Annotated in this window: 19 protein-coding genes; 5 read left to right on the plus strand and 14 right to left on the minus strand. The window is 61.3% G+C overall.

Annotated features, from left to right (window positions below; translation table 11 throughout):
* Nucleotides 1–59: 59 nt before the first annotated feature.
* Both QQJ96_RS00125 and QQJ96_RS00130 read left to right on the plus strand, forming a co-directional pair.
* Nucleotides 60–521 (plus strand): (2Fe-2S)-binding protein, encoded by a 462-nt coding sequence (locus tag QQJ96_RS00125; RefSeq protein WP_284329837.1) that lies wholly within the window; start codon nucleotides 60–62, stop codon nucleotides 519–521.
* The gene (locus QQJ96_RS00130; RefSeq protein WP_284329839.1) at nucleotides 518–2827 is read left to right on the plus strand and encodes a xanthine dehydrogenase family protein molybdopterin-binding subunit; all 2310 of its coding nucleotides are present in this window, start codon (nucleotides 518–520) and stop codon (nucleotides 2825–2827) included. The genes QQJ96_RS00125 and QQJ96_RS00130 overlap by 4 nt, the downstream gene beginning before the upstream one ends.
* A 79-nt stretch (nucleotides 2828–2906) precedes the next feature.
* Here the strand turns inward: QQJ96_RS00130 and QQJ96_RS00135 are convergent, their stop codons facing one another.
* From QQJ96_RS00135 to QQJ96_RS00145, 3 genes are read right to left on the minus strand one after another with little or no spacing between them, the layout of a single operon-like run.
* The gene (locus tag QQJ96_RS00135; protein ID WP_284329840.1) at nucleotides 2907–3455 is read right to left on the minus strand and encodes a GNAT family N-acetyltransferase; all 549 of its coding nucleotides are present in this window, start codon (nucleotides 3453–3455) and stop codon (nucleotides 2907–2909) included.
* A gap of 54 nt (nucleotides 3456–3509) precedes the next feature.
* Nucleotides 3510–3797: a DUF2845 domain-containing protein gene (locus tag QQJ96_RS00140; RefSeq protein ID WP_284329842.1), complete on the minus strand. Its 288-nt coding sequence runs from the start codon at nucleotides 3795–3797 to the stop codon at nucleotides 3510–3512.
* 52 nt (nucleotides 3798–3849) lie between these two features.
* A complete protein-coding gene (locus tag QQJ96_RS00145) occupies nucleotides 3850–4410 on the minus strand; it encodes a DUF3011 domain-containing protein (RefSeq protein ID WP_284329843.1) in 561 nt (186 codons plus the stop codon).
* Between the two features lie 215 nt (nucleotides 4411–4625).
* Between QQJ96_RS00145 and QQJ96_RS00150 the strand changes: the two genes are divergently transcribed.
* Complete coding sequence (locus QQJ96_RS00150; protein WP_284329844.1) at nucleotides 4626–4919, plus strand: DUF6916 family protein; 294 nt, start codon at nucleotides 4626–4628, stop codon at nucleotides 4917–4919.
* Here the strand turns inward: QQJ96_RS00150 and QQJ96_RS00155 are convergent.
* The 4 genes from QQJ96_RS00155 to QQJ96_RS00170 are packed head-to-tail and all read right to left on the minus strand — an operon-like array spanning nucleotide 4901 to nucleotide 7112.
* Nucleotides 4901–5467 (minus strand): GNAT family N-acetyltransferase, encoded by a 567-nt coding sequence (locus QQJ96_RS00155; RefSeq protein WP_284329845.1) that lies wholly within the window; start codon nucleotides 5465–5467, stop codon nucleotides 4901–4903. The two genes, QQJ96_RS00150 and QQJ96_RS00155, sit on opposite strands and share 19 nt — an antisense overlap.
* Nucleotides 5467–6003 carry a phage tail protein gene (locus QQJ96_RS00160; RefSeq protein ID WP_284329846.1) on the minus strand — a complete coding sequence of 179 codons (537 nt, stop codon included), beginning with the start codon at nucleotides 6001–6003 and terminating at the stop codon, nucleotides 5467–5469. The genes QQJ96_RS00155 and QQJ96_RS00160 overlap by 1 nt, the downstream gene beginning before the upstream one ends.
* A 16-nt stretch (nucleotides 6004–6019) precedes the next feature.
* Nucleotides 6020–6553, minus strand: a complete 534-nt coding sequence (locus tag QQJ96_RS00165) for a phage tail protein (RefSeq protein WP_284329847.1) — start codon at nucleotides 6551–6553, stop codon at nucleotides 6020–6022.
* A 25-nt stretch (nucleotides 6554–6578) separates the two neighbouring features.
* A complete protein-coding gene (locus QQJ96_RS00170; protein ID WP_284329848.1) occupies nucleotides 6579–7112 on the minus strand; it encodes a phage tail protein in 534 nt (177 codons plus the stop codon).
* A gap of 387 nt (nucleotides 7113–7499) precedes the next feature.
* Here QQJ96_RS00170 and QQJ96_RS00175 point away from each other — a divergent pair, with 387 nt between their 5' ends.
* Together QQJ96_RS00175 and QQJ96_RS00180 are read left to right on the plus strand one after the other, a co-directional pair.
* Nucleotides 7500–13847, plus strand: coding sequence for a putative Ig domain-containing protein (locus QQJ96_RS00175; RefSeq protein WP_284329849.1), 6348 nt, complete (start codon nucleotides 7500–7502; stop codon nucleotides 13845–13847).
* Between the two features lie 104 nt (nucleotides 13848–13951).
* On the plus strand, nucleotides 13952–14290 hold the full coding sequence (locus tag QQJ96_RS00180) for an endonuclease domain-containing protein (RefSeq protein ID WP_284329850.1): 339 nt from the start codon (nucleotides 13952–13954) through the stop codon (nucleotides 14288–14290).
* 201 nt (nucleotides 14291–14491) lie between these two features.
* Here QQJ96_RS00180 and QQJ96_RS00185 read toward each other — a convergent pair whose 3' ends face one another.
* The 7 genes from QQJ96_RS00185 to QQJ96_RS00215 all read right to left on the minus strand — a co-directional run bounded on the left by QQJ96_RS00185 (nucleotide 14492) and on the right by QQJ96_RS00215 (nucleotide 19170).
* Nucleotides 14492–15199 carry a sigma-70 family RNA polymerase sigma factor gene (locus QQJ96_RS00185; protein WP_284329851.1) on the minus strand — a complete coding sequence of 236 codons (708 nt, stop codon included), beginning with the start codon at nucleotides 15197–15199 and terminating at the stop codon, nucleotides 14492–14494.
* Between the two features lie 17 nt (nucleotides 15200–15216).
* A complete protein-coding gene (fliP, locus tag QQJ96_RS00190; protein WP_284329852.1) occupies nucleotides 15217–15960 on the minus strand; it encodes a flagellar type III secretion system pore protein FliP in 744 nt (247 codons plus the stop codon).
* Nucleotides 15957–16328 (minus strand): hypothetical protein, encoded by a 372-nt coding sequence (locus QQJ96_RS00195; RefSeq protein WP_284329853.1) that lies wholly within the window; start codon nucleotides 16326–16328, stop codon nucleotides 15957–15959. Before QQJ96_RS00195 ends, fliP begins: the two co-directional genes overlap by 4 nt.
* Nucleotides 16325–16630 (minus strand): FliM/FliN family flagellar motor switch protein, encoded by a 306-nt coding sequence (locus tag QQJ96_RS00200; RefSeq protein WP_284329854.1) that lies wholly within the window; start codon nucleotides 16628–16630, stop codon nucleotides 16325–16327. Before QQJ96_RS00200 ends, QQJ96_RS00195 begins: the two co-directional genes overlap by 4 nt.
* Before the next feature lie 95 nt (nucleotides 16631–16725).
* Nucleotides 16726–17493 (minus strand): hypothetical protein, encoded by a 768-nt coding sequence (locus QQJ96_RS00205; RefSeq protein ID WP_284329856.1) that lies wholly within the window; start codon nucleotides 17491–17493, stop codon nucleotides 16726–16728.
* A gap of 3 nt (nucleotides 17494–17496) precedes the next feature.
* Complete coding sequence (locus QQJ96_RS00210) at nucleotides 17497–18684, minus strand: flagellar hook-basal body complex protein (RefSeq protein WP_284329857.1); 1188 nt, start codon at nucleotides 18682–18684, stop codon at nucleotides 17497–17499.
* 66 nt (nucleotides 18685–18750) lie between these two features.
* Entirely contained in the window at nucleotides 18751–19170 is a 420-nt protein-coding gene (locus QQJ96_RS00215) for a flagellar hook assembly protein FlgD (RefSeq protein WP_284329858.1), read from the minus strand.

A 19170-nucleotide genomic window follows, 5' to 3' on the forward strand; every position in this document is an offset into this window, starting at 1 on the left:
CCGGCGCTTCGCGGTACATTGGCCATTCCCCGCCCCCAGCCAGCCTGAAGAGGTTCGCCATGCTCACCCTGAGTATCAACGGTCACGAGCATCAGTTTGACGGCCCGCCGGACATGCCCCTGCTCTGGTATCTGCGCGATACGCTGGGCTACACCGGCACTAAGTTCGGTTGCGGCATGGCCTTGTGCGGCGCTTGCACCGTGCATCTGAATGGCACCGCCGTGCGTTCCTGCATCACGCCGGTGGTTGCCGCCGCCGGCAAGCAAGTCACCACCATTGAAGGCTTGTCGCCGGATGGCAGCCATCCGGTACAGCGGGCATGGATGACCCTCAACGTAGCGCAATGCGGCTACTGCCAGGCCGGCCAGATCATGCAGGCCGCGTCGCTGTTGAAAAGCAAACCGCAACCTAGCGATGCCGACATCGACGCTGCCATGTCCGGCAACATCTGTCGCTGCGGTACCTATACGCGCATTCGTGACGCGATCAAGCTCGCCGCCGGCGAAGGGAGCGCGGCATGAGCCAGGACAACTTGCGAATCTGCAACGAAAGCCGCCGCTCTTTCCTGCTCGGCTTCGGCGCCGGCAGCCTGTTGTTGGCCTTTGGCCTGCCCACGCTTGCGCGTGCGGCGGAAACACCCAAGAAAGAATACGGTGGCGAAGGCCAGGAACACGGCCTGCGCGACGATCCGCACCTGTTTGTGGAAATCGCGCCGGACGGTACTGTCACGGTGGTGTGCATCCGCTCGGAAATGGGCCAGGGCGTGCGCACCAGCGTGGCGCTGGTGGTGGCCGATGAACTTGGCGCGGACTGGCCGCGCGTAAAAGTGCGGCAGGCGCCGGGCGACGAAGAAAAGTACGGCAACCAGGACACTGACGGCTCGCGCAGTCTGCGCCAGAGCTTCGCTGCTCTGCGTCGCGCCGGCGCTGCAGCGCGCACGATGCTGGAACAGGCCGCCGCCGCACAATGGGGCGTGCCTGCAGCTCAGGTAAAGGCCAGCATCCACGAAGTGGTCGATACCAAGAGCGGCCGCAAGCTCGGCTTCGGCGAACTTGCGGGCAAGGCGGCCGCCCTGCCCGCGCCCCATCCGGATACGCTCACGCTGAAGTCGCCAACGGAATTCCGCTACATCGGCAAGGGCAAGACGCCGTTGATCGACGGCCACGACATCGTCACCGGCAGTGCGCACTACGGGATCGATACGCGCCTGGACGGCATGCTTTACGCGGTCATTGCACGCCCGCCGGTGTACGGCGACAAGCTCGCTTCGTTCGATGGCAGTGCCGCGGAAAAAATGCCTGGCGTGGTGAAAGTGCTCACGCTGGCAGCCACACCGTTGCCGTCGGGTTTCCAGCCGCTGGGCGGTGTAGCTGTCGTCGCCAATAACAGCTGGGTGGCAATCAAGGCGCGCGAACAGTTGAAGATCAACTGGAGCAGCGGGCCGAACACCCACTACGACTCAGTCGCTTATCGCGCACAGCTCGAAGCGGCCAATCGCAAACCCGGCGAGGTCGCGCGCAACGATGGCAATGTCGACCAGGCATTGAGCGCAGCCACCAAGCGCGTCAGCGCCGATTACTACATTCCGCACCTGGCCCACGCCAGCATGGAACCACCTTCCGCCGTAGCCAAAGTCGCCGGCGACCGATGCGAGGTATGGGCCTGCACGCAAGCACCCCAGGCCGTGCGCGAGGAAGTCGCCAAGGGGCTGGGGATACCGGTGACGAATGTGACCGTCAACGTCACCCTGCTGGGTGGCGGGTTCGGACGCAAATCCAAACCCGACTACGTGGTGGAAGCCGCCCTGCTTTCCAGGGCCACCGGCAAGCCGGTGAAAGTGCTATGGACGCGCGAGGACGACATCGTCAACGACTACTTCCACGCCGTATCTGCCGAGCATTTGGAAGCGGCACTGGACGGTTCCGGCAAAGTTGCCGGCTGGCTGCACCGCACGGCGGCGCCATCCATCCAATCCACCTTCATGCCCGGCATCAAGCATGAACAACCCTTTGAATTGAGCCAGGGCCTGATCGACCTGCCTTTTGCCATTCCCAACGTGCGCGTCGAGAACCCGGCAGTGGAGGCGCATACGCGCATCGGCTGGTTTCGCTCCGTGTACAACATCCCGCATGCCTTCGGTGTGCAGAGCTTCGTGGCGGAACTGGCGCATGCTGCGGGGCGCGATCATCGCGACTTCCTGCTCGAACTGATCGGCCCCGATCGACGGTATGTACCGACGTCGCGAGTGGAGTTCTCCAACTATAGCGAGGATCCGGCGCTTTATCCGATCGACACCAAGCGCCTGAAACGCGTGATCGAAACCGTCACGGCTGCGGCCAACTGGGGTCGCGCACTGCCCAAGGGACACGGACTGGGATTGGCCGCCCATTACAGCTTCGTCAGCTATACCGCCGCGGTGATCGAAGTGGAAGCCGGCCCCGACGGCAAGCTGAGCATCCCGCGCGTGCACATCGCCATCGACTGCGGCCCGCAAGTCAACCCGGAGCGCGTGCGTTCGCAATTGGAAGGCGCGGTCATCATGGGTATCGGCCTGGCTCTGCACGGCGAGATCAGCTTCAAGAACGGCCGCAGCGAACAGTCCAACTTCAACGACTACCTGGTGCTGCGCATGAACGAAGCCCCGCGCGAAATCCATGTGCACATGGTCGGCGCGGATGATTTCTCGGTGCCGCTGAGCGGCGTGGGCGAACCCGGCTTGCCGCCGATTGCGCCGGCCCTTACCAACGCGATATTTGCCGCGACCGGGGAGCGGATTCGGACCTTGCCGGTGCGGCAGCAGTGGGTGAAGGCAAAGCATATAGCGTGAGGCACAACACGTAGGCTGGGATGACAATCCCAGCTTTGCCCAGCATGCAAGCTCGCCATGCTGGGATTGTCATCCCAGCCTACAGCTGGCGCCAAGCCACCCACTGTTCCTTCGTCAACTCCCAAATCTCCTGCCGCGTATAGCCCGGGTCCACAAACGCTCCCGGCGTCAAACCCACCAGTCTGGCTCCCGTGCGCAACTTGATGTTGCGCGAACGCTCGTTGCCTACCGCGTTGGCAAATATCAGCCGCTCGAAGCCTAGTTCATCGAAGGCAAAATCATTCACGCGTATCACCGCTTCGGTCATATAGCCATGGCCCCAAAAAGCCCGCCCCAACCAGAACCCGCGGTTTTTCCGCTCGCCATAGCGGCGCAGGTCGATGGTCCCGATCAAGCCATCGACGCTTTTACGATGCAGGCCCCACACCCAACGGTCCTGACCTTGCACGGGAACGATTTGATCGCGAATGAACGCCTGCACCCCGCCGGCCGGAAACGGCCACGGCACTTCAGCCGACAAATGCCGGATGACTTCGTAGTCGACAAAGTGATGCTCGTACGCTTCGGCATCCGCTTCGGTAACACCGAGAAGATTCAGCCGTTCGGTAGCGAGCATCGGAATCGGCATGCTAGAGCCTGTGCGCGTGCGCTGGAATGATAATCCGAGCCTTCCACGCCACCTTCAATGGTATTGCGTTTCGAAATCGGTGACCTTGCCATTGACGATGGTGACGATGATGGTCTTGTTGTCTTGCGCGTACTGCCATTGCTCGCCACGCGACAGCTGATGATCCGGCAGACCGCCATCCTGCTGGTCCAGAAAGGTTCTCACCACCGGCTGCCCCATCAACTCCTGCACGCGTGCCGCGGAATCGCCGATGGTCAGTACCTTGTCGCCCACGCGCAGCGAAGAATCGGCATGGGCTGCAAAGCATGCAAGCAGCAAACCGAGGAGTAGATAGCGGCGCATAACGAATTCCCTTTTGATTGGTTGGATGATTCCAGCGTTGTTTCTTTGGCCGTCAGTAACGACGCTCGATCACGAAATCGGCGCGGCAGCCGCGATCCACCCAGATACCGTCACGCGACCAGCCCCAGCTCCGGCCCTGCCGGCAATCGGCGCCCGAAAGCTGGTTGACGATGCGCACCGAGTCGTCACGGCGCAGATCCACCGGACAAAGCTGGTAGCTGCCGCCACGGCTTTCGCAACGCACTTGCAGCTGCGGCCTGTCCCCGCCCCAACCGGGCGGACGTCCCGGCCCCGGCCCGCCATACGGAGGCCAGCCGCGCGCCGGCGAAAACTCGCCGCGGCAGCCGTTATTCACCCAGATGCCGTAACCGTCGAAGCCCCAGGTCTGGTTGCGCACGCAGCGCGTCTTCGACATCTGCTGGACCAGCACCGCATCGCGCCATGGCACCTGGCAGCGGGCAAAACGACCATCGTTGCTGGCGCAATACACCTGCGGGCCTTGGTCATAGCGTGGCTCATACTGGGCCTGCGACGGCACGGCGACCGTCAGCAAGCCAATTCCCAGGCCCAAGCTTGCCGCTGTGCTTGCCCAAACTTTCCCGAACACGCTCATGGCTACTCCTTTGCGTCGCGTATCGCATTGGATAGGGACGATAGCCCCAACGCTGCGGCAAGTCATGGGGTCCCCATCAGGGGGTGCAAGCAGCAGTTCAGATTGAGCCGAGCGATCCCGGCCTCACGAGTTGACGTCCAGGCAAACGCGACGCTCCACGCAACGCGTGCATTTATGTGAAACTGCGCATTCCAAGCTCACCGGAGGAGTCACCCATGCGTTTCCTGTCCGCGGAAGATTTCGCCCCGCATCTCAACGAAACGTTTCACGTCGACATGGGTGAGAGCCGCACGCCTTTCATGCTGGTGGAAATAAAACCGCTAGCCACGCCGATGCTCCCGGGCATGGTGCGCGCACCCTTCTCCCTGGTCTTCCACAACGGCGCAGCCATTGTGTTTCCGCAAAAAATTTATCCGATGCACCACGATAGCCTGGGCGAATTTGGCATTTTCCTGGTAGCCGTCGCGCGTAACCGGGATGGCTTTCTGTATCAGGCGGTGTTCAACTGAGGATTCGCCTCCCAGCGCATGCGGATATAGGGCGATTCCTGTTCGACATCGACAAAACCTAAGCGTGCATAGAGCCGATGGGCCGCCGTATTGCGCACGTCCACGTGCAGATCGATACCGCAAGCCTGACCGGCATGCGCCAGGGATTGCGCCCATTGCAATAACGCGCCGCCAATACCGCGTCCGCGCCACGATGGCAGCAGGGCAATGTCGACAACGGTGAAATACGTGTTCTGCCTCAGCAGATAATAGCGGCCGATGAGCGTACCGCCGCTCTCCACCATCAGGAAATCAGCGTCGGCGTAGTAGCTCACAAAATGCCGATGTTGCAGCGCGAACTGGCTGCCGAGAAAGGCCTCACAGGCGGAGGCAGGCCATCCTGTCATACGCAACTCGTCGGCACGCAGCTCGCCATAGAGTTGCCGCAAGAACGGCAGATCCTCGGGCGTGGCGCACCGCAGACCAATGCCGCGTGCGCCTAACGAGGCGCACGCGGGGATCGGCTCCGACGTCGGTGGAAACGCCGGCAGGCTTGCGTCGATCTGCATCAGCTAAATTGCGGAAAAACGCCAACCAACGCGATGCAATAGTTGATGGCAAGAGACGGCTGACGGTTTTCGTGCGGGATGTTTTGGCCGGTCACGCCCAGCATGGTCGGCGCAAAAGTACCGTTGGGAACGGTGCCCTGCGGCGGAAACGGATCGGCCTGGTGGGGCAATTGCAGGGCGCTGTTGGTGGTGGGGCCAGCTGTGCGCTTGGTTGTATCGGTCTGGTTGAAGAGCTGGAAGCCGTGGTTGTGGGAAGGCATGGCATTGGTGAGCAGGGCGACCTCAGCCTCGCCAAAGGTTTCGCCCATCAGGCGTGAAGTGCGCCCAGGCCCTTGTCCTTGATTGCAGGCACCGCGCGTGACGAGGTTGGGGAGCTGGAACGTGGTCTGGCCGTTGCCGCCGTAGAAGGTGCCCAACAGAGAAAACAGTGTGGTGTTTTGCGAGATGGCCAAGGTGGCGCCGTTGCAAAAAGCCCAGTTCAACGGTGCGAAATTGAAGCCGAACAGCTGGATTTCACCGATATATGGCTGTGTCATGGATGTTGGCCTCGGATCACGATTGGGAGGGGAAAATGCCGTTGTAGGCGATGCAATACTGCACAGTCAGAGTGGGCATGGTGTTGTCGTGCGGCAGGTTGCCGCCGGTAAAGCCCACGGCATTGGCCGCCATCGTAAAAGCCGTTGCACCGGTCAAGTCGGCGGAATACATCGTATCGGTGCCGCCCAGCGTTCCTGGCACCAGCGTGTTTGCGGGGGTGTTGGCGTTGGCCGTGGTGGTGGTCGCATTGGCGATATGCGTATGTTGCGGCATTTCACCCGACAGCAACGTGACCCCTTCGGTCCCGCCGACCTGCCCCAGCGGGTGCGGACTCAATCCGAGGCCCGTGCCCTGATGCAAAGGCACTGAGCCGCGCAGATCAGGCACGGCAAAGGCGGTCGTGCCGTTGCCGCCGTAGGTGGTACCGATCAGCGCAAACAGGACCTCGAAGTTGGAAATGGGTAGCACGCTGCCATCGCAGGGCAGCCAGCCGGTAGGAACGCGCGAAAACCCGAACAGGCGGATTTCGCCTACAAATGGAACACTCATGGGTCACCTCGATGCAGGGGTTGATTCAGCCGCGTGCCGGAAAGATGCCGATCAATGCGATATTGAAGTTGATCGCGAGATAGGGCTGCATGTTGTTGTGCGGCTGGTTGCCGCCAGCGGGTTGCACCTGGGCTGGATTCAGGGGCGATAGCCCTGAGGCGGCGCTGGCGTAGATCGCCTCGTTGGCAAAGGCGCCGTAGACCGAATTGGTCGGGTTGCGGGTGGTGCCGTTTTGCGTACTGGTTGCCACGCTGTGGTTGTGCGCAGGCAGGTTGGCCGTGAGCAGGGTCACCGATTCCACCCCCAACGGCTCACCGATCACATAGGGCGCCGGTTGCCAGGAGCCATCGGCTGACGTGCCGGCGCCCACAGGCGTGCGTCCCCGCAGGTCTGGCAAGGCGAAAGTGACCGTGCCGTTGCCGCCATACTGGGTGCCCAACAGGGCAAACAGGGCAGTGTTCTGGTTGATGGGCAGCAACTGCCCGTTGCATTGGGCGAAACCGCGCGGCGGAAAGCCAAAACCGGTCAGCATGATTTGCCCAAGATAGTAGTCGGACATCGTGATCCCCTTGTGGCTGGATGGTGGAACCCGGGCCGTTCCCCCCTGAAGCCGGCGTCCTTGCGATACCGGTCATGACGCAACATGCCTGGGTAGTGCTAAAGTGCGGGCGCGCCACTTCAACCGTGACGCGCGTCACATCTGAAAGCTATACGTTTATCGCTCGCTGCGCGCCGTTTGTAAAGCCGCGCATCAAACAGGGGAAGAGTGATGAAGCTGCATCGGCAGTCCGTAGGGAGTGCCTGGCTGCGCCTAAGCGCAACAGGTCGCGGTATTGGGGGTTTCGCATGGCTGATGTCGCCGGGTTTCACCTCCCCGCGTGTGGGGGGTCGTGCGCAAGACTGCCCTACAAACATTTTCACCGGGGCAACCTGGGCTTCCGCCCGCATGGCCTCCGCCTTGTGCCGGCTGATGCTGGTGCTTTGCCTGAGCGCGCTTTCCTGGATGCCGGCCACGGCGCATGCCGGCAATTTGACCGGCTGCCCCTCCTCGTTCGAAGTGCCTGCAGGCGGTTCGGCCACGCTTGACACCTACCAGTGTCCCTTCACGAGCGGCCTGGGCACGTACTTTCCGGCCTTTTACCCTGATAGCACCACCACAGGCAACGACGTAGTCAATACCGCGCATGGCACTGCCACCAATGTCAGCAACGGCGATCAATATCTGGCCTACCAAAACAATGGGGATGGGGCCACTAGCGATACATATACCTGGGTGGATGCCAATAGCAGCACTAGCAGGCATGTAGAAACCATCAGCATCCTCAACATCAGCACAACCAGTCTTCCTAATGCCGCGGTAGGCACCGCCTACAACCAGACGATCTCCGGCGCTGGCGGCACACCCTCCGGCTACAGCTTTACTTCAACGAGCTTGCCGGCGGGTTTGACCCTCAGCACCGGTGGCGTTTTATCGGGCACGCCTACGACAGCCGGTAGCTATTCGTTCACCGTCACACTGTCGGACGGTGTCGTTTCGGTTCCCCGAACCTATTCCGGTTTCACCGTTGCCAATGCAGGCATAAGCATTTCCCCCTCCAGCTTGCCCAACGGCACGGTCGGCGCAGCCTATAACCAATCGGTCAGCGCCAGCGGCGGCACCTCACCTTACAGTTATACGATCAGCGCTGGCGCGCTGCCTGCGGGGCTGAGTATCAGCGCCTCAAGCGGCGCGATCACGGGTACGCCCACAGCGGGTGGCACGTTTAGCTTCACGGTGAAGGCCACGGATGCCAGCAGCAACACCGCCACCCAGACCTACTCAGGTTTCACGGTAGCCGCCCCCACCATCAGCGTATCGCCGACGACCGTGCCGGGTGCAACGCAAAATAGCAGCTACAACCAGACGATCACCGCCAGCGGTGGCACTTCGACCTATACCTATGCCGTAACCGCCGGCAGCCTTCCCAGCGGCCTTTCGATTTCCAGCAGCGGCGTGCTGAGCGGTACGCCATCGGTCTACGGCAATTACAACTTTACGATCACCGCGACCGATAGCAGCACCGGCACCGGGCCGTACACCGGCAGTCGCGCCTATAGCTTGTCGGTCACCGCATCGACACCTACGATCACCACCGCGAGCGTAGCCAACGGCACGGTCGGCGTGAGCTATAGCCAGACGATCAGCGCCAGCAGTGGCAATGCACCCTATACCTTCTCGATCTTGGCTGGCAGCCTGCCGACTGGTTTGAGTATCAGCAGCGGCGGCGTGATATCAGGCACGCCTACGGCCGGCGGTAGTTACAACTTCACCGTGAAGGTGACCGACGCGGCAAGCAACACCGCTTCCAGGACCTATAACGGCGTAACGATCAACGCGCCGATCATCACGGTATCGCCATCAACCCTGCCGGGCGCCACGCAAAACAGCAGCTACAGCCAAACCGTCACAGCCACTGGGGGCACCTCGCCGTATACCTATGCCGTGACCAGCGGCACCCTGCCCAGCGGCCTCACGCTCAATGCGAATACCGGTGCAGTGAGCGGCACACCCACGGTGTACGGCAATTACAGCTTTACCATCACCGCGACCGACAGCAGCGGTGGCACCGGCCCCTACAGCGGCAGCGCCAATTACACGCTGGCGGTCACTGCCTCAACGCCGATAATCACCACCGCGAGCGTAGCCAACGGCACGGTGGGCGTGAGCTATAGCCAGACGATCAGTGCCAGCAGCGGCAATGCACCTTATACGTTCTCGATCTCGGCCGGCAGCCTGCCGTCGGGTTTGAGTATCAGCAGCGGTGGCGTGATATCAGGCACGCCCACGGCCGGCGGCAGCTACACCTTTACCGTGAAAGTGACGGATGCAGCAAGCAACACTGCCACCAGGACCTATACCAGCGTAACGATCGGCGCGCCAATCATCACGGTATCGCCATCAACCCTGCCGGGCGCCACGCAAAACAGCAGCTACAGCCAAACCGTCACGGCCACCGGGGGCACTTCGCCGTATACCTATGCCGTGACCAGCGGCACCCTGCCCAGCGGCCTCACAATCAATCCGAATACCGGCACGTTGACGGGTACGCCGACGGTATATGGCAATTACAGCTTCACCATCACTGCGACGGATAGCAGCACGGGTACTGGACCGTATACCGGCAGCCGCGCTTACACCTTGGCAGTGACCGCATCGATCCCGGTGATCACCACCGCGAGCGTAGCCAACGGTACGGTGGGCGTGAGCTATAGCCAGACGATCAGTGCCAGCAACGGCAATGCGCCCTATACGTACTCGATCTCGGCCGGCAGCCTGCCGCCGGGTTTGAGCATCAGCAGCGGTGGCCTGATATCAGGCACGCCAACGGCCGGTGGCAGTTACAACTTCACTGTGAAGGTGACCGACGCAGCGAGCAACACCGCCACGCAAAGCTATACCGGCGTAGCCATCAGCGCGGCGATCATCACGGTATCGCCTTCGACCCTGCCGAACGCCACGCAAAACAGCAGCTACAGCCAAACCGTCACGGCCACCGGGGGCACTTCGCCGTATACCTATGCCGTGACCAGCGGCACCCTGCCCACCGGCCTCACACTCAATGCGAATACCGGTACGTTGAGCGGCACAGCCACGGTGTTCGGCAATTACAGCTTTACCATCACTGCGACAGATAGCAGCGGTGGCACCGGGCCATACACAGGCAGCCGCGCTTATACGTTGCCTGTGACCGCATCGAACCCGGTGATCAGTCCCACCACTTTGCCGAATGGCACGGTGGGTACGAGTTACAGCCAAACCATCAGCGCCAGCAACGGCAATGCGCCCTACACCTTCTCATTGAATGCTGGCAGTTTGCCGCCAGGCGTGACGCTCAGCAGCAACGGCACCCTGGCTGGCACCCCGACGGCGGGCGGATCGTACACGTTCACCGTGAAGGTGACGGACGCGGCTAGCAACACCGCCACGCAAACCTATACCGGCGTCACCATCAATGCGCCCACCTTGTCCTTGTCGCCCGCGTCCATCACTGCCGCAACCGTTGGCGCGGCCTATTCGCAAAGCTTCAGCGCCAGCGGCGGCACCGCACCCTACACCTACGCGCAAAGCGGCAGCTTGCCCGCTGGGATGGGCTGGAATGCGAGCACGGCCACCTTGTCGGGCACGCCTACGCAAGCCGGTTCCTTCCCGATCGTGGTGCAGGTCACCGATAGCAGCGGTGGCGCCGGGCCGTATACGCACAACTTCAACTACACCGTGCAAGTGAATGCGGCGAGCTTGTCGATCACACCTGCCAACAACTCGGCATTCACTGCCACCTATGCCACCGCGTATTCGCAGAGCTTCAGCGGCGCTGGCGGCACTTCGCCGTATTCGTTCAGAGTAAGCAGCGGCAGCTTGCCTGCCGGTTTGAGCCTATCCAGTAGCGGCGTGCTTTCCGGGACATCTACGCAGACTGGTCATTTCAGTTTTGCGGTCACCATGACCGATAGCTCCACCGGCACTGGCGCACCGTTCTCCACGACCGCCAACTACAGCCTCACGGTCAACGCCAGTACGATCACTCTGACGCCCGCCACGCTTACGAGCGGCATGGTCAGTACAAGCTACTCCGCGCAACTGAGCGCGCGCGGTGGCATCGGGCCTTACAGCTTCAGCGTCACCTCGGGCGCATTGCCCGCCGGCCTGTCGCTGAGCAGCAGTGGCGCCCTGACCGGTACACCCACCGCAGCCGGTGCGTTCAACATCACCGTGACTGCCACGGATGCAAACAGCTTTACCGGCAGCCAGGCCTATACGCTAACCATCGGTGCGCCGACGGTAAGCCTGAACCCAACTTCATCCACGCTGCCGACGGCAACAGCGGAAAGCGCTTATACGCAAAGCTTTACCGCCAGCGGCGGCACGGCGCCTTATCACTACGCCGTGTCCACGGGCAGCCTGCCAGCGGGGCTCAGCTTGAGCAACACTGGTGCATTGTCGGGAACCCCGACCGTAGCCGGTGCCTACACGTTCTCCGTTACCGCGACGGACAGCAGCACCGGTACCGGTGCGCCGTTTACGGCAACCCGCAGTTACACGCTGAACATCAACGCACCAAGCTTGGCGATTGCGCCAACCACCTTGCCCAATCCACAGCAGGCAGTGGCTTATAGCCAGCAAATAAGTGCGAGCGGAGGTGCGGGCGGCTACACCTACACAATCACCCAGGGTGCCCTGCCCGCTGGTCTTACGTTGAGCAACGCAGGCATGTTGTCGGGCACGCCAACAGCCAATGGCACGTTCTCGTTCACCGTCACCGCCAAGGACGGCAACAACTTCACGGCCTCGCAGAGCTATACGGTCAACGTACGGCAAGCCGTACCGATCGCCGGCAACGACACGGCGAGCACGCCAGCAAACCAGGCGGTAACGATCGCGGTAACGTCGGTGGATACCGGCGGCCCCGTCAGCAGCATCGCGATCGCCGGCACGCCTTCGCACGGCACTGCCAATGTCAGCGGCTTGACCATCGTGTACACACCGAACAGCAATTTCTTCGGTACCGATACGCTGACCTATACCGCCAGCGGACCAGGTGGCACGTCAGCGGCAGCGACTGTCACCATCACCGTCACGCCACTGGCTGTGCCTACAGCACCGGCGCAAAGCGTGACCACGCTGAACAATCAACCGTTGACGATCGACGCCACGCAAGGTGCCACCGGTGCACCGTACACGGCAGTGACGATCGTGCAGCAGCCATCCACGGGCCAGGCCGTGGTGTCGGGAACCCATATCGTCTTCACCCCGACAGCCGGCGCATCGGGCAAGGCGAGCTTGATTTATACCTTGGCCAATCCTTTCGGCGTGTCTTCGCCGATCACCGTCACCATCAACACCAACCCGATCCCCGTAGCGATCGCGCAAACGGCCGCCATGGTGGCCGGCCGGACCCTGCAGGTGAACCTCACTCAGGGCGCTCAAGGCGGTCCGTTCAACGGTGCGTCGCTAGTGTCGCTTTCCCCTGCATCAGCGGGCACGGCATCGATACAAGCGGCATCTGGCGGCTACCAGCTGACCTTTACCGGCACGCCGACTTTCAGCGGTACCGCCGTCGTAACGTTCACCCTGAGCAATGCGTATGCCGTTTCTGCCCCGGCCATGGTGACGATCGCGGTATCGGCACGGCCGGATCCGTCCAAAGACCCAACCGTGACAGGCATGCTGGCGGCGCAAGTGGACGCCACCCGCAGCTTCGCGCTGGGCCAGATCGACAACTTCCAGCAGCGCCTGGAAGTACTGCACAACGGTGGCGGCGAAGGCTTCCAGAACGGCCTGAGCTTCAGTTCCGACAGCATGCAGTTCCAGCAACAGATGCGTCAGCTCAAGAACATGCCCGCGGATCTCAATCGACGCTACTGGGCAGATCCACAGCAGCCTACGGCTTCCACCAGCTCGACCACATCGGGCTTGCCGGACGGCTATGGGCTCTGGACCGGCGGCGCGATCAACTTCGGGTCGCGCAGCTCGAGCCAAAGCATGAGCGGCTTCGGCTTCAATACCAGTGGCGTGAGCGGCGGCATCGACAAGCGCATCACCTCATCGCTTGCGGTAGGTGGTGGCATCGGCTACGGGCATAACGACACCGTTATCGGCCACGGTGACGCTCGCAATGACTCGAACAGCTACAGCCTCGTGATGTATGCCAGCTACAACCCGGGCGCCGCCACCTTTGTGGATGGTGTGCTGGGCTATCAGTGGCTTTCGTTCGACACGCAGCGCCAGATCACAGCCGACGGCAACACGGTCGCCGGCCGTCGCGATGGCACGCAGTGGTTCGGATCGTTCTCGGCCGGCTATCTATGGAATCATGACGCATGGAGACTCTCGCCCTACGGTCGCATTGACCTCGCCCATGGACAGTTGAATAGCTACACCGAACATGGCGATGCAATCTATGCGCTGCACTATCAAAACCAGACGGTGAGCACCAGCACCAGCAGCATAGGCCTGCTTTCCGGCTATACCTTCAAGCGCGACGACAGCGTGGTCATGCCCCAGCTGCGAGTGGAATTCGGCCACGACTTCCAGAGCGCCAGTGAGGCGACGATGAGCTACGCGGATCTGTTGTCCGGCCCGTATTACCGCGCCGCGGTCGATCGGCTGGCCCGCAATCATTACCTGATCGGCTTCGGCGTGAACTGGCAATACCGGGGCGGCGCGATGATACGGCTGGAATACGACGACCAGATCGACGGCAGCAACCAGAACAATCAGACCATCATGTTCGGGGTGCAGATGCCGTTGCATTGACGGAGAAGGAAGCTCCTTTCCTACGCAATGTAGCTCCCTCCCCTGCATGCAGGGGAGGGCTGGGGTGGGGTAAAACAACCTCGCGACCAGACCCCATAACTGCAATGAAAGAAAAATGGAAACGCGCCCGTCAGCTACGATGTGCGAGCACGGATGCCGAACGCCATCTATGGCAACACATTCGGCACAAAAATTTGGCAGTCCATAAATTCCGGCGCCAATATCCAATCGCCGGCTACATCGTCGACTTTGTTTGCCTCTCTGCCATGCTGGTGGTGGAGATCGATGGCGGCCAGCATCTGGATGCTCTTGAGTATGACGCGGCCAGAACCAGCGCATTGGAGGCGCGTGGCTTTCGCGTCCTGCGCTTCTGGAATGATGAAGTGTTGCTGCGCACGGAAGATGTGCTTGACGTTATCTGGCGAAATTTGGCTGAGCGCTAAAGCCCAAGCAACCCCACCCCGGCCCTCCCCTGCCAAGCAGGGGAGGGAGCAAGTCGAACACCGCGCGATTTGCAACTCCCTCCCCTGCTTGCAGGGGAGGGTTGGGGTGGGGTTGTACGAGCTTGCCGCACTGTTGAAGTTCAACGCCATCCATGGCAATCCATTCGGCACAGAAATTTGGCAGCCTATAAACGAGACAGCCTACGCCAACTCAGCCATCACCCGTTCGCGTAGGCAACATCGTAATCGCTCCAACGCACGCTTATGCAATTGAGAGACCCGGCCCTTCGTCACGCCCAGCCGCTTTGCAACCTCCACGAACGATAACTGGTGGTAGTAATGCAACACCACTACCAGCCGATCGCGCTCGGTAAGCAGCTCCAGGCTTTCCGACACGGCCGCGCTCAATTGCGCCTTCTCCAGCTCTGCGTAAGCGTCCGCGGGCTGCATGCCGCCCGGCATGGATTGCATGTCCAGCAGGAAGCCCAGGCCAAGGCCAACCGTGGTCGCTATGAAATCTTCCAGGGCATCTCCATTGCTTTCTTCATGCAACGATTCGACTCGCTCCTTCGCCGCCGCGGCTCTATAAGGCGCGTCATGGCCAAGCTCCAGGTGCACATTGCGCAATACGCGCAAGCCGTCGAAGACCGCACCGCGTACACGTAACCGTGCGAACGGCTTGAACGACACACCGCGGGAGACGTCGAAACGCTCAATCGCTTCCATCAAGCCAAGCAACGCGTTCTGTACACAGTCGTGCCAGGAGTCGCGCATCAGGTAGACGCGCAGATAGACATCGCGCGCCACCAGGCGTGCCCATGGCGAATAATGGACGATCAATGCATCACGTGCTGCGGCACTGCGCTCCTGTTGCCAGCACCGCCACAGGATGTCCTCGTCGCTCTCCACCTGGAGCGCCTGCGCATTCAGAGGTGGTAACCGCTGAGCAGGGCCTGGGCCAACAGGGTCCAGCCGTTGATCAGCAGGAATAGCAGGATCTTCAACGGCAGGCTGATCGTGGTCGGTGGCAGCATGATCATGCCCAGCGCCATCAGGATCGCCGCGACGACCAGATCGATCAGCAGGAACGGCAGGAAGATCACGAAGCCGATCTGGAAGGCCGTACGCAGCTCGCTCAGCATGAATGCGGGGATAAGCTGCAAGGCGCCGATGTCCTGCACCGACTTAGGCGGCGGTACTTTGGCCATGCGCACCACCGCCAGCAGATCATCCTCGCGCGTCTGGCGCACCATGAACAGCTTGAACGGTTCGAACGCGCGGGCTGCCGCCTCCTGGATTGGCATTTCATGCCGAAGATACGGATCCAGGCCATTCTGCTTGGCGCTCTGGAACACTGGACTCATCGAGAACAAGGTCAGGAACATCGCCAACGTAAGCAGCACGCTGTTGGGCGGCGTCTGCTGCAAGCCCAGGGCACTTCGCACCAGCGACAGCACCACGATGATGCGCGTGAACGAAGTCAGCGCAATCACCATCAGCGGAATGAACGACAGTAGCGACAGCAGCAGGAACGAGCGCAGGATAGGCGAGTAGTCCTCGCTGGAAGCGCGGGCGATGGCATCCTGGATCGGGTCCGCGCACCACCCTGCCATTGGCAGAAGCAAGCCGGCCAAAAACAAAACCGCCAGAAAACACTTGCTGCGCATCATGACGTTCCCTCGTCGATAGCTTGATGAGGAACCACCGGCGTTACCGTAGCGTTGGTGCCACGGCTGCTCTCCACGACCAGATAGGCCTGGCCTCGATAACTGATCACGTGCGCAGTCGTACCCATGCTGAGACGACGCGACGCCCGCACTTGAATGCCCTCTTCCGGTGAAACAGCCACACGCGTCGTCCCCCGCCAGGCGATCCGGCCCCGGCGGCGCACGTATAGCAATGCCGCCGTCAGCAAGCCCAATAGGCACAGCGTTATCAGCAACGCCAAGGCAAACGTGCCCATCGAGACCGGTGCGTCGGTTCGATACGGGATGACCGCAGGCGCCAACTGCGCAGCGGGAAAATTCAGCAGGCTCACAGGATCTCGGTAATCTTCAGGCCGAAACTGTCGCCTACGGCCATCAGCTGGCCGCGCGCGATCGACTTGCCGTCGAGTTGCAAGGTCACCGGTGCGTCCAAATGCGTATCCAGCGTTACCGAGTCGCCCTTCGCCAGGCTGAAAAGCTTTTCCACGTTCATCTCGGCCGAGCCCAATACCACTTCCAGGCGCACATTCACGTGGCCGAGCATGGACAGGTTGCGCCTGATCAAAGGATCGCCCGCAACGGGTTCGTAGGCGGTTTCTTCCAATTGGATGGGGGCTACGACGATTTCGTTCATGACTGCCTTTCCTTAAATACTTGGGATATTTGTAGGCTGGGATGACAATCCCAGCATCATTGGCGAGGCCTGAATGCTGGGATTGTCATCCCAGCCTACGTTTGCCCGTCGATTACGACGGCGCGTTGTTCGCCCGAACGCCGCAGGAAACCCGCGGCGATGGCACCGTGTCCTTGGAGATGAAGATGCAAGGGCTCATCGAGCCCACGGTCGCCGACCAGCACCTCGCCAATGCTGAGATCGGATAGATGCGCCAAGTCGACCGAGCCGAAATCCATCACCGCCGTCATTTTCAACGAAGCCGTCTGGATCGCGGCCTGCCGCTGTGCCAGGCCTGATTGCCTGGAAATCGCAGCCGGTGGAGCCAGGCGATCCGCCAGGTTTCGGTCGATCGCCAACTCCAATGTCAGGCGTCCGATCGAGGCGGTAACGCAGAACGCACCTAAGCGCGCTTGCTCGACGCTTAAAGGCGCACTCTCTTTGCGCAATTGCGCGGTATTGTTCACACCGGCACGGCGCTGCACGCGGGAGGCAAGATCCGTCATAGCACTCTCACCGACCTGGTGCACAAGATCCGCATCCGCGTCGGTGCTGGCGCTTGCACCGGCGAGAAAACGCCCGAGCCCGTCGAAATCCTTGCCCGCCGAGTAAATGGCCAGCGCTCCCGCATCGCTGGTCGATATCCAAGGCATGGAACGCTTTTCTTGATCGAGTTCCGTAACCTCGGCGTGCACCTCGATGGCACCCTCCGCCGAACCCATCCACCAATTGCGCGCCCAATCTTCCACCAGCCCCGCCAGCAGCGTGTGCAAGGCCGTACGGCGGGATTGGCCAAGCCAGCCAAAGCGAACATCTTGCGTCATGCATCAGCTCCCGCGCGTGCTGTCGTAAAGCTGCTGCAGCATGTCGCTGGAAACGGTCATCACGCGCGAGCTGGCCTGGTAGCCACGTTGCAGCACGATCATGTCTGCCAGCTCCTGGGTGAGGTTCACGTTGGACATTTCCAGGCTGCTGCCATCGATCTTTCCGAAGCTGGCCGAACCCGGACGACCGATCTGTGCGGTCTGGTTTTGCGGCGGCAGATACAGATTGCCCTGGATCTCCTGCATGGAAGCTTCGTTCGGAAACGAAGCTAGCGCCAGCTGCGGACCGGCGTGGGTGGAGCCATCGGCATAGGTCAGCTGCAAGATGCCGCTGGTGTCGAACGACTCGGAGGAAAGACCGACTACGCCATGACCATCCTTCACCTTGGCGGCCAGGCTGGTACTGGTACCCTGAATGCCGGTGGCGCCGCTCAAGCTGCCGGGCGTACCGAAATTGAACACGACGCTCTGGGATTTGCCACCCAGATTGGCCGTCATGGTGACCGAGTTCGCGCCCGCCTGCGGCGCACCGGTCGTATCGAAACTGACCTGGCCGCTTCCCACCGTGGCGCCACTACCATCGGTAAGGGTAACGTTCCATGTCGTGGAGCCTGGCGGAGTGGGTGTCGTCGAGCTAGTTGTCGTGGTGAGCCCCATGGTGAGCGTATGCGCCGTACCTTGCGCATCGTAGATGGTGATGCCGCTGATCGTGTCTGGCGAACTGCCGGTGACGATATTGCCGACCATGTCCACTTCGGTGGTGGCCACGGCAGGAAGCGTCTTCAGGCTGCTGATGTCGATATTGCCGAAGCTGCCGGTTGGGCTGTAGCCCTGCACCAGGTATTTGTTGACCGAATCTTCCAGCTGACCCGACGAGTTGAAGTCGAACTGGCCCGAACGCGTGTAGTAAAGATTGCCTTGCGGATCCTTGAGCATGAACAAGCCTTCGCCCTGGATAGCGACATCCGTACTGGTGCTGGTCTGTTCGATCTGTCCCTGACTGGTATCCGCACCCGTGCCGGCAATCTTGGTGCCGTCGTCGCCGATCACGTCTTCGAAGAACGAGTCGCTGCCGCGAAAGCCCGGCGTGTTCATGTTGCTGATGTTGTTGCTGATGGTGTTCAGGTTTTGCGAGAAGCCGAACAGGCCGGAGACACTGTTGTATAGCGCTTGCATGATGTTGCCTGGCATGAAGTTCTCCTTAAAGGGTTCAGCGCGCTTTGCCGGCTTGGCTGGCGCAGGCGGCTACGGCCAATCTCATGGCGTCACGAGGGTCACTTGCGACAAGTTCACATTGGTCAGCACGCTGCCGGTCGACGGCGTCACCGTGAGCTGCACGCCGTTCGCGCTGTACTGAATACCAGTCACCTTGCCGACCGTGCTCGAGCCGTCCGCATTGCTGACCTGCACCGTATGCGACAGCAAGGCGACCGTCTGGTCGGACGCATCGAGCGTGGCGAGGTTGTTGATGCCGCTGACCTCTTCGCTTTGCTGCTCGATGCCCACGAACTGCGCGAGCTGGGTCAGGAACTGGCTGTTGTCCAGCGGCTGCATCGGGTCCTGGAATTGCAGCTCGCTGACGAAGAGCTGGATGAAATCCTGTTCGTTGATGCCAGCATTGGGCAACGACGTGGCATTCGTCGAACTCAAGGTGCTACCGATCGCTTCCACCGTCAT

It is taken from the genome of Dyella flagellata, from assembly GCF_030160275.1.
GTDB lineage: Bacteria > Pseudomonadota > Gammaproteobacteria > Xanthomonadales > Rhodanobacteraceae > Dyella_B > Dyella_B flagellata.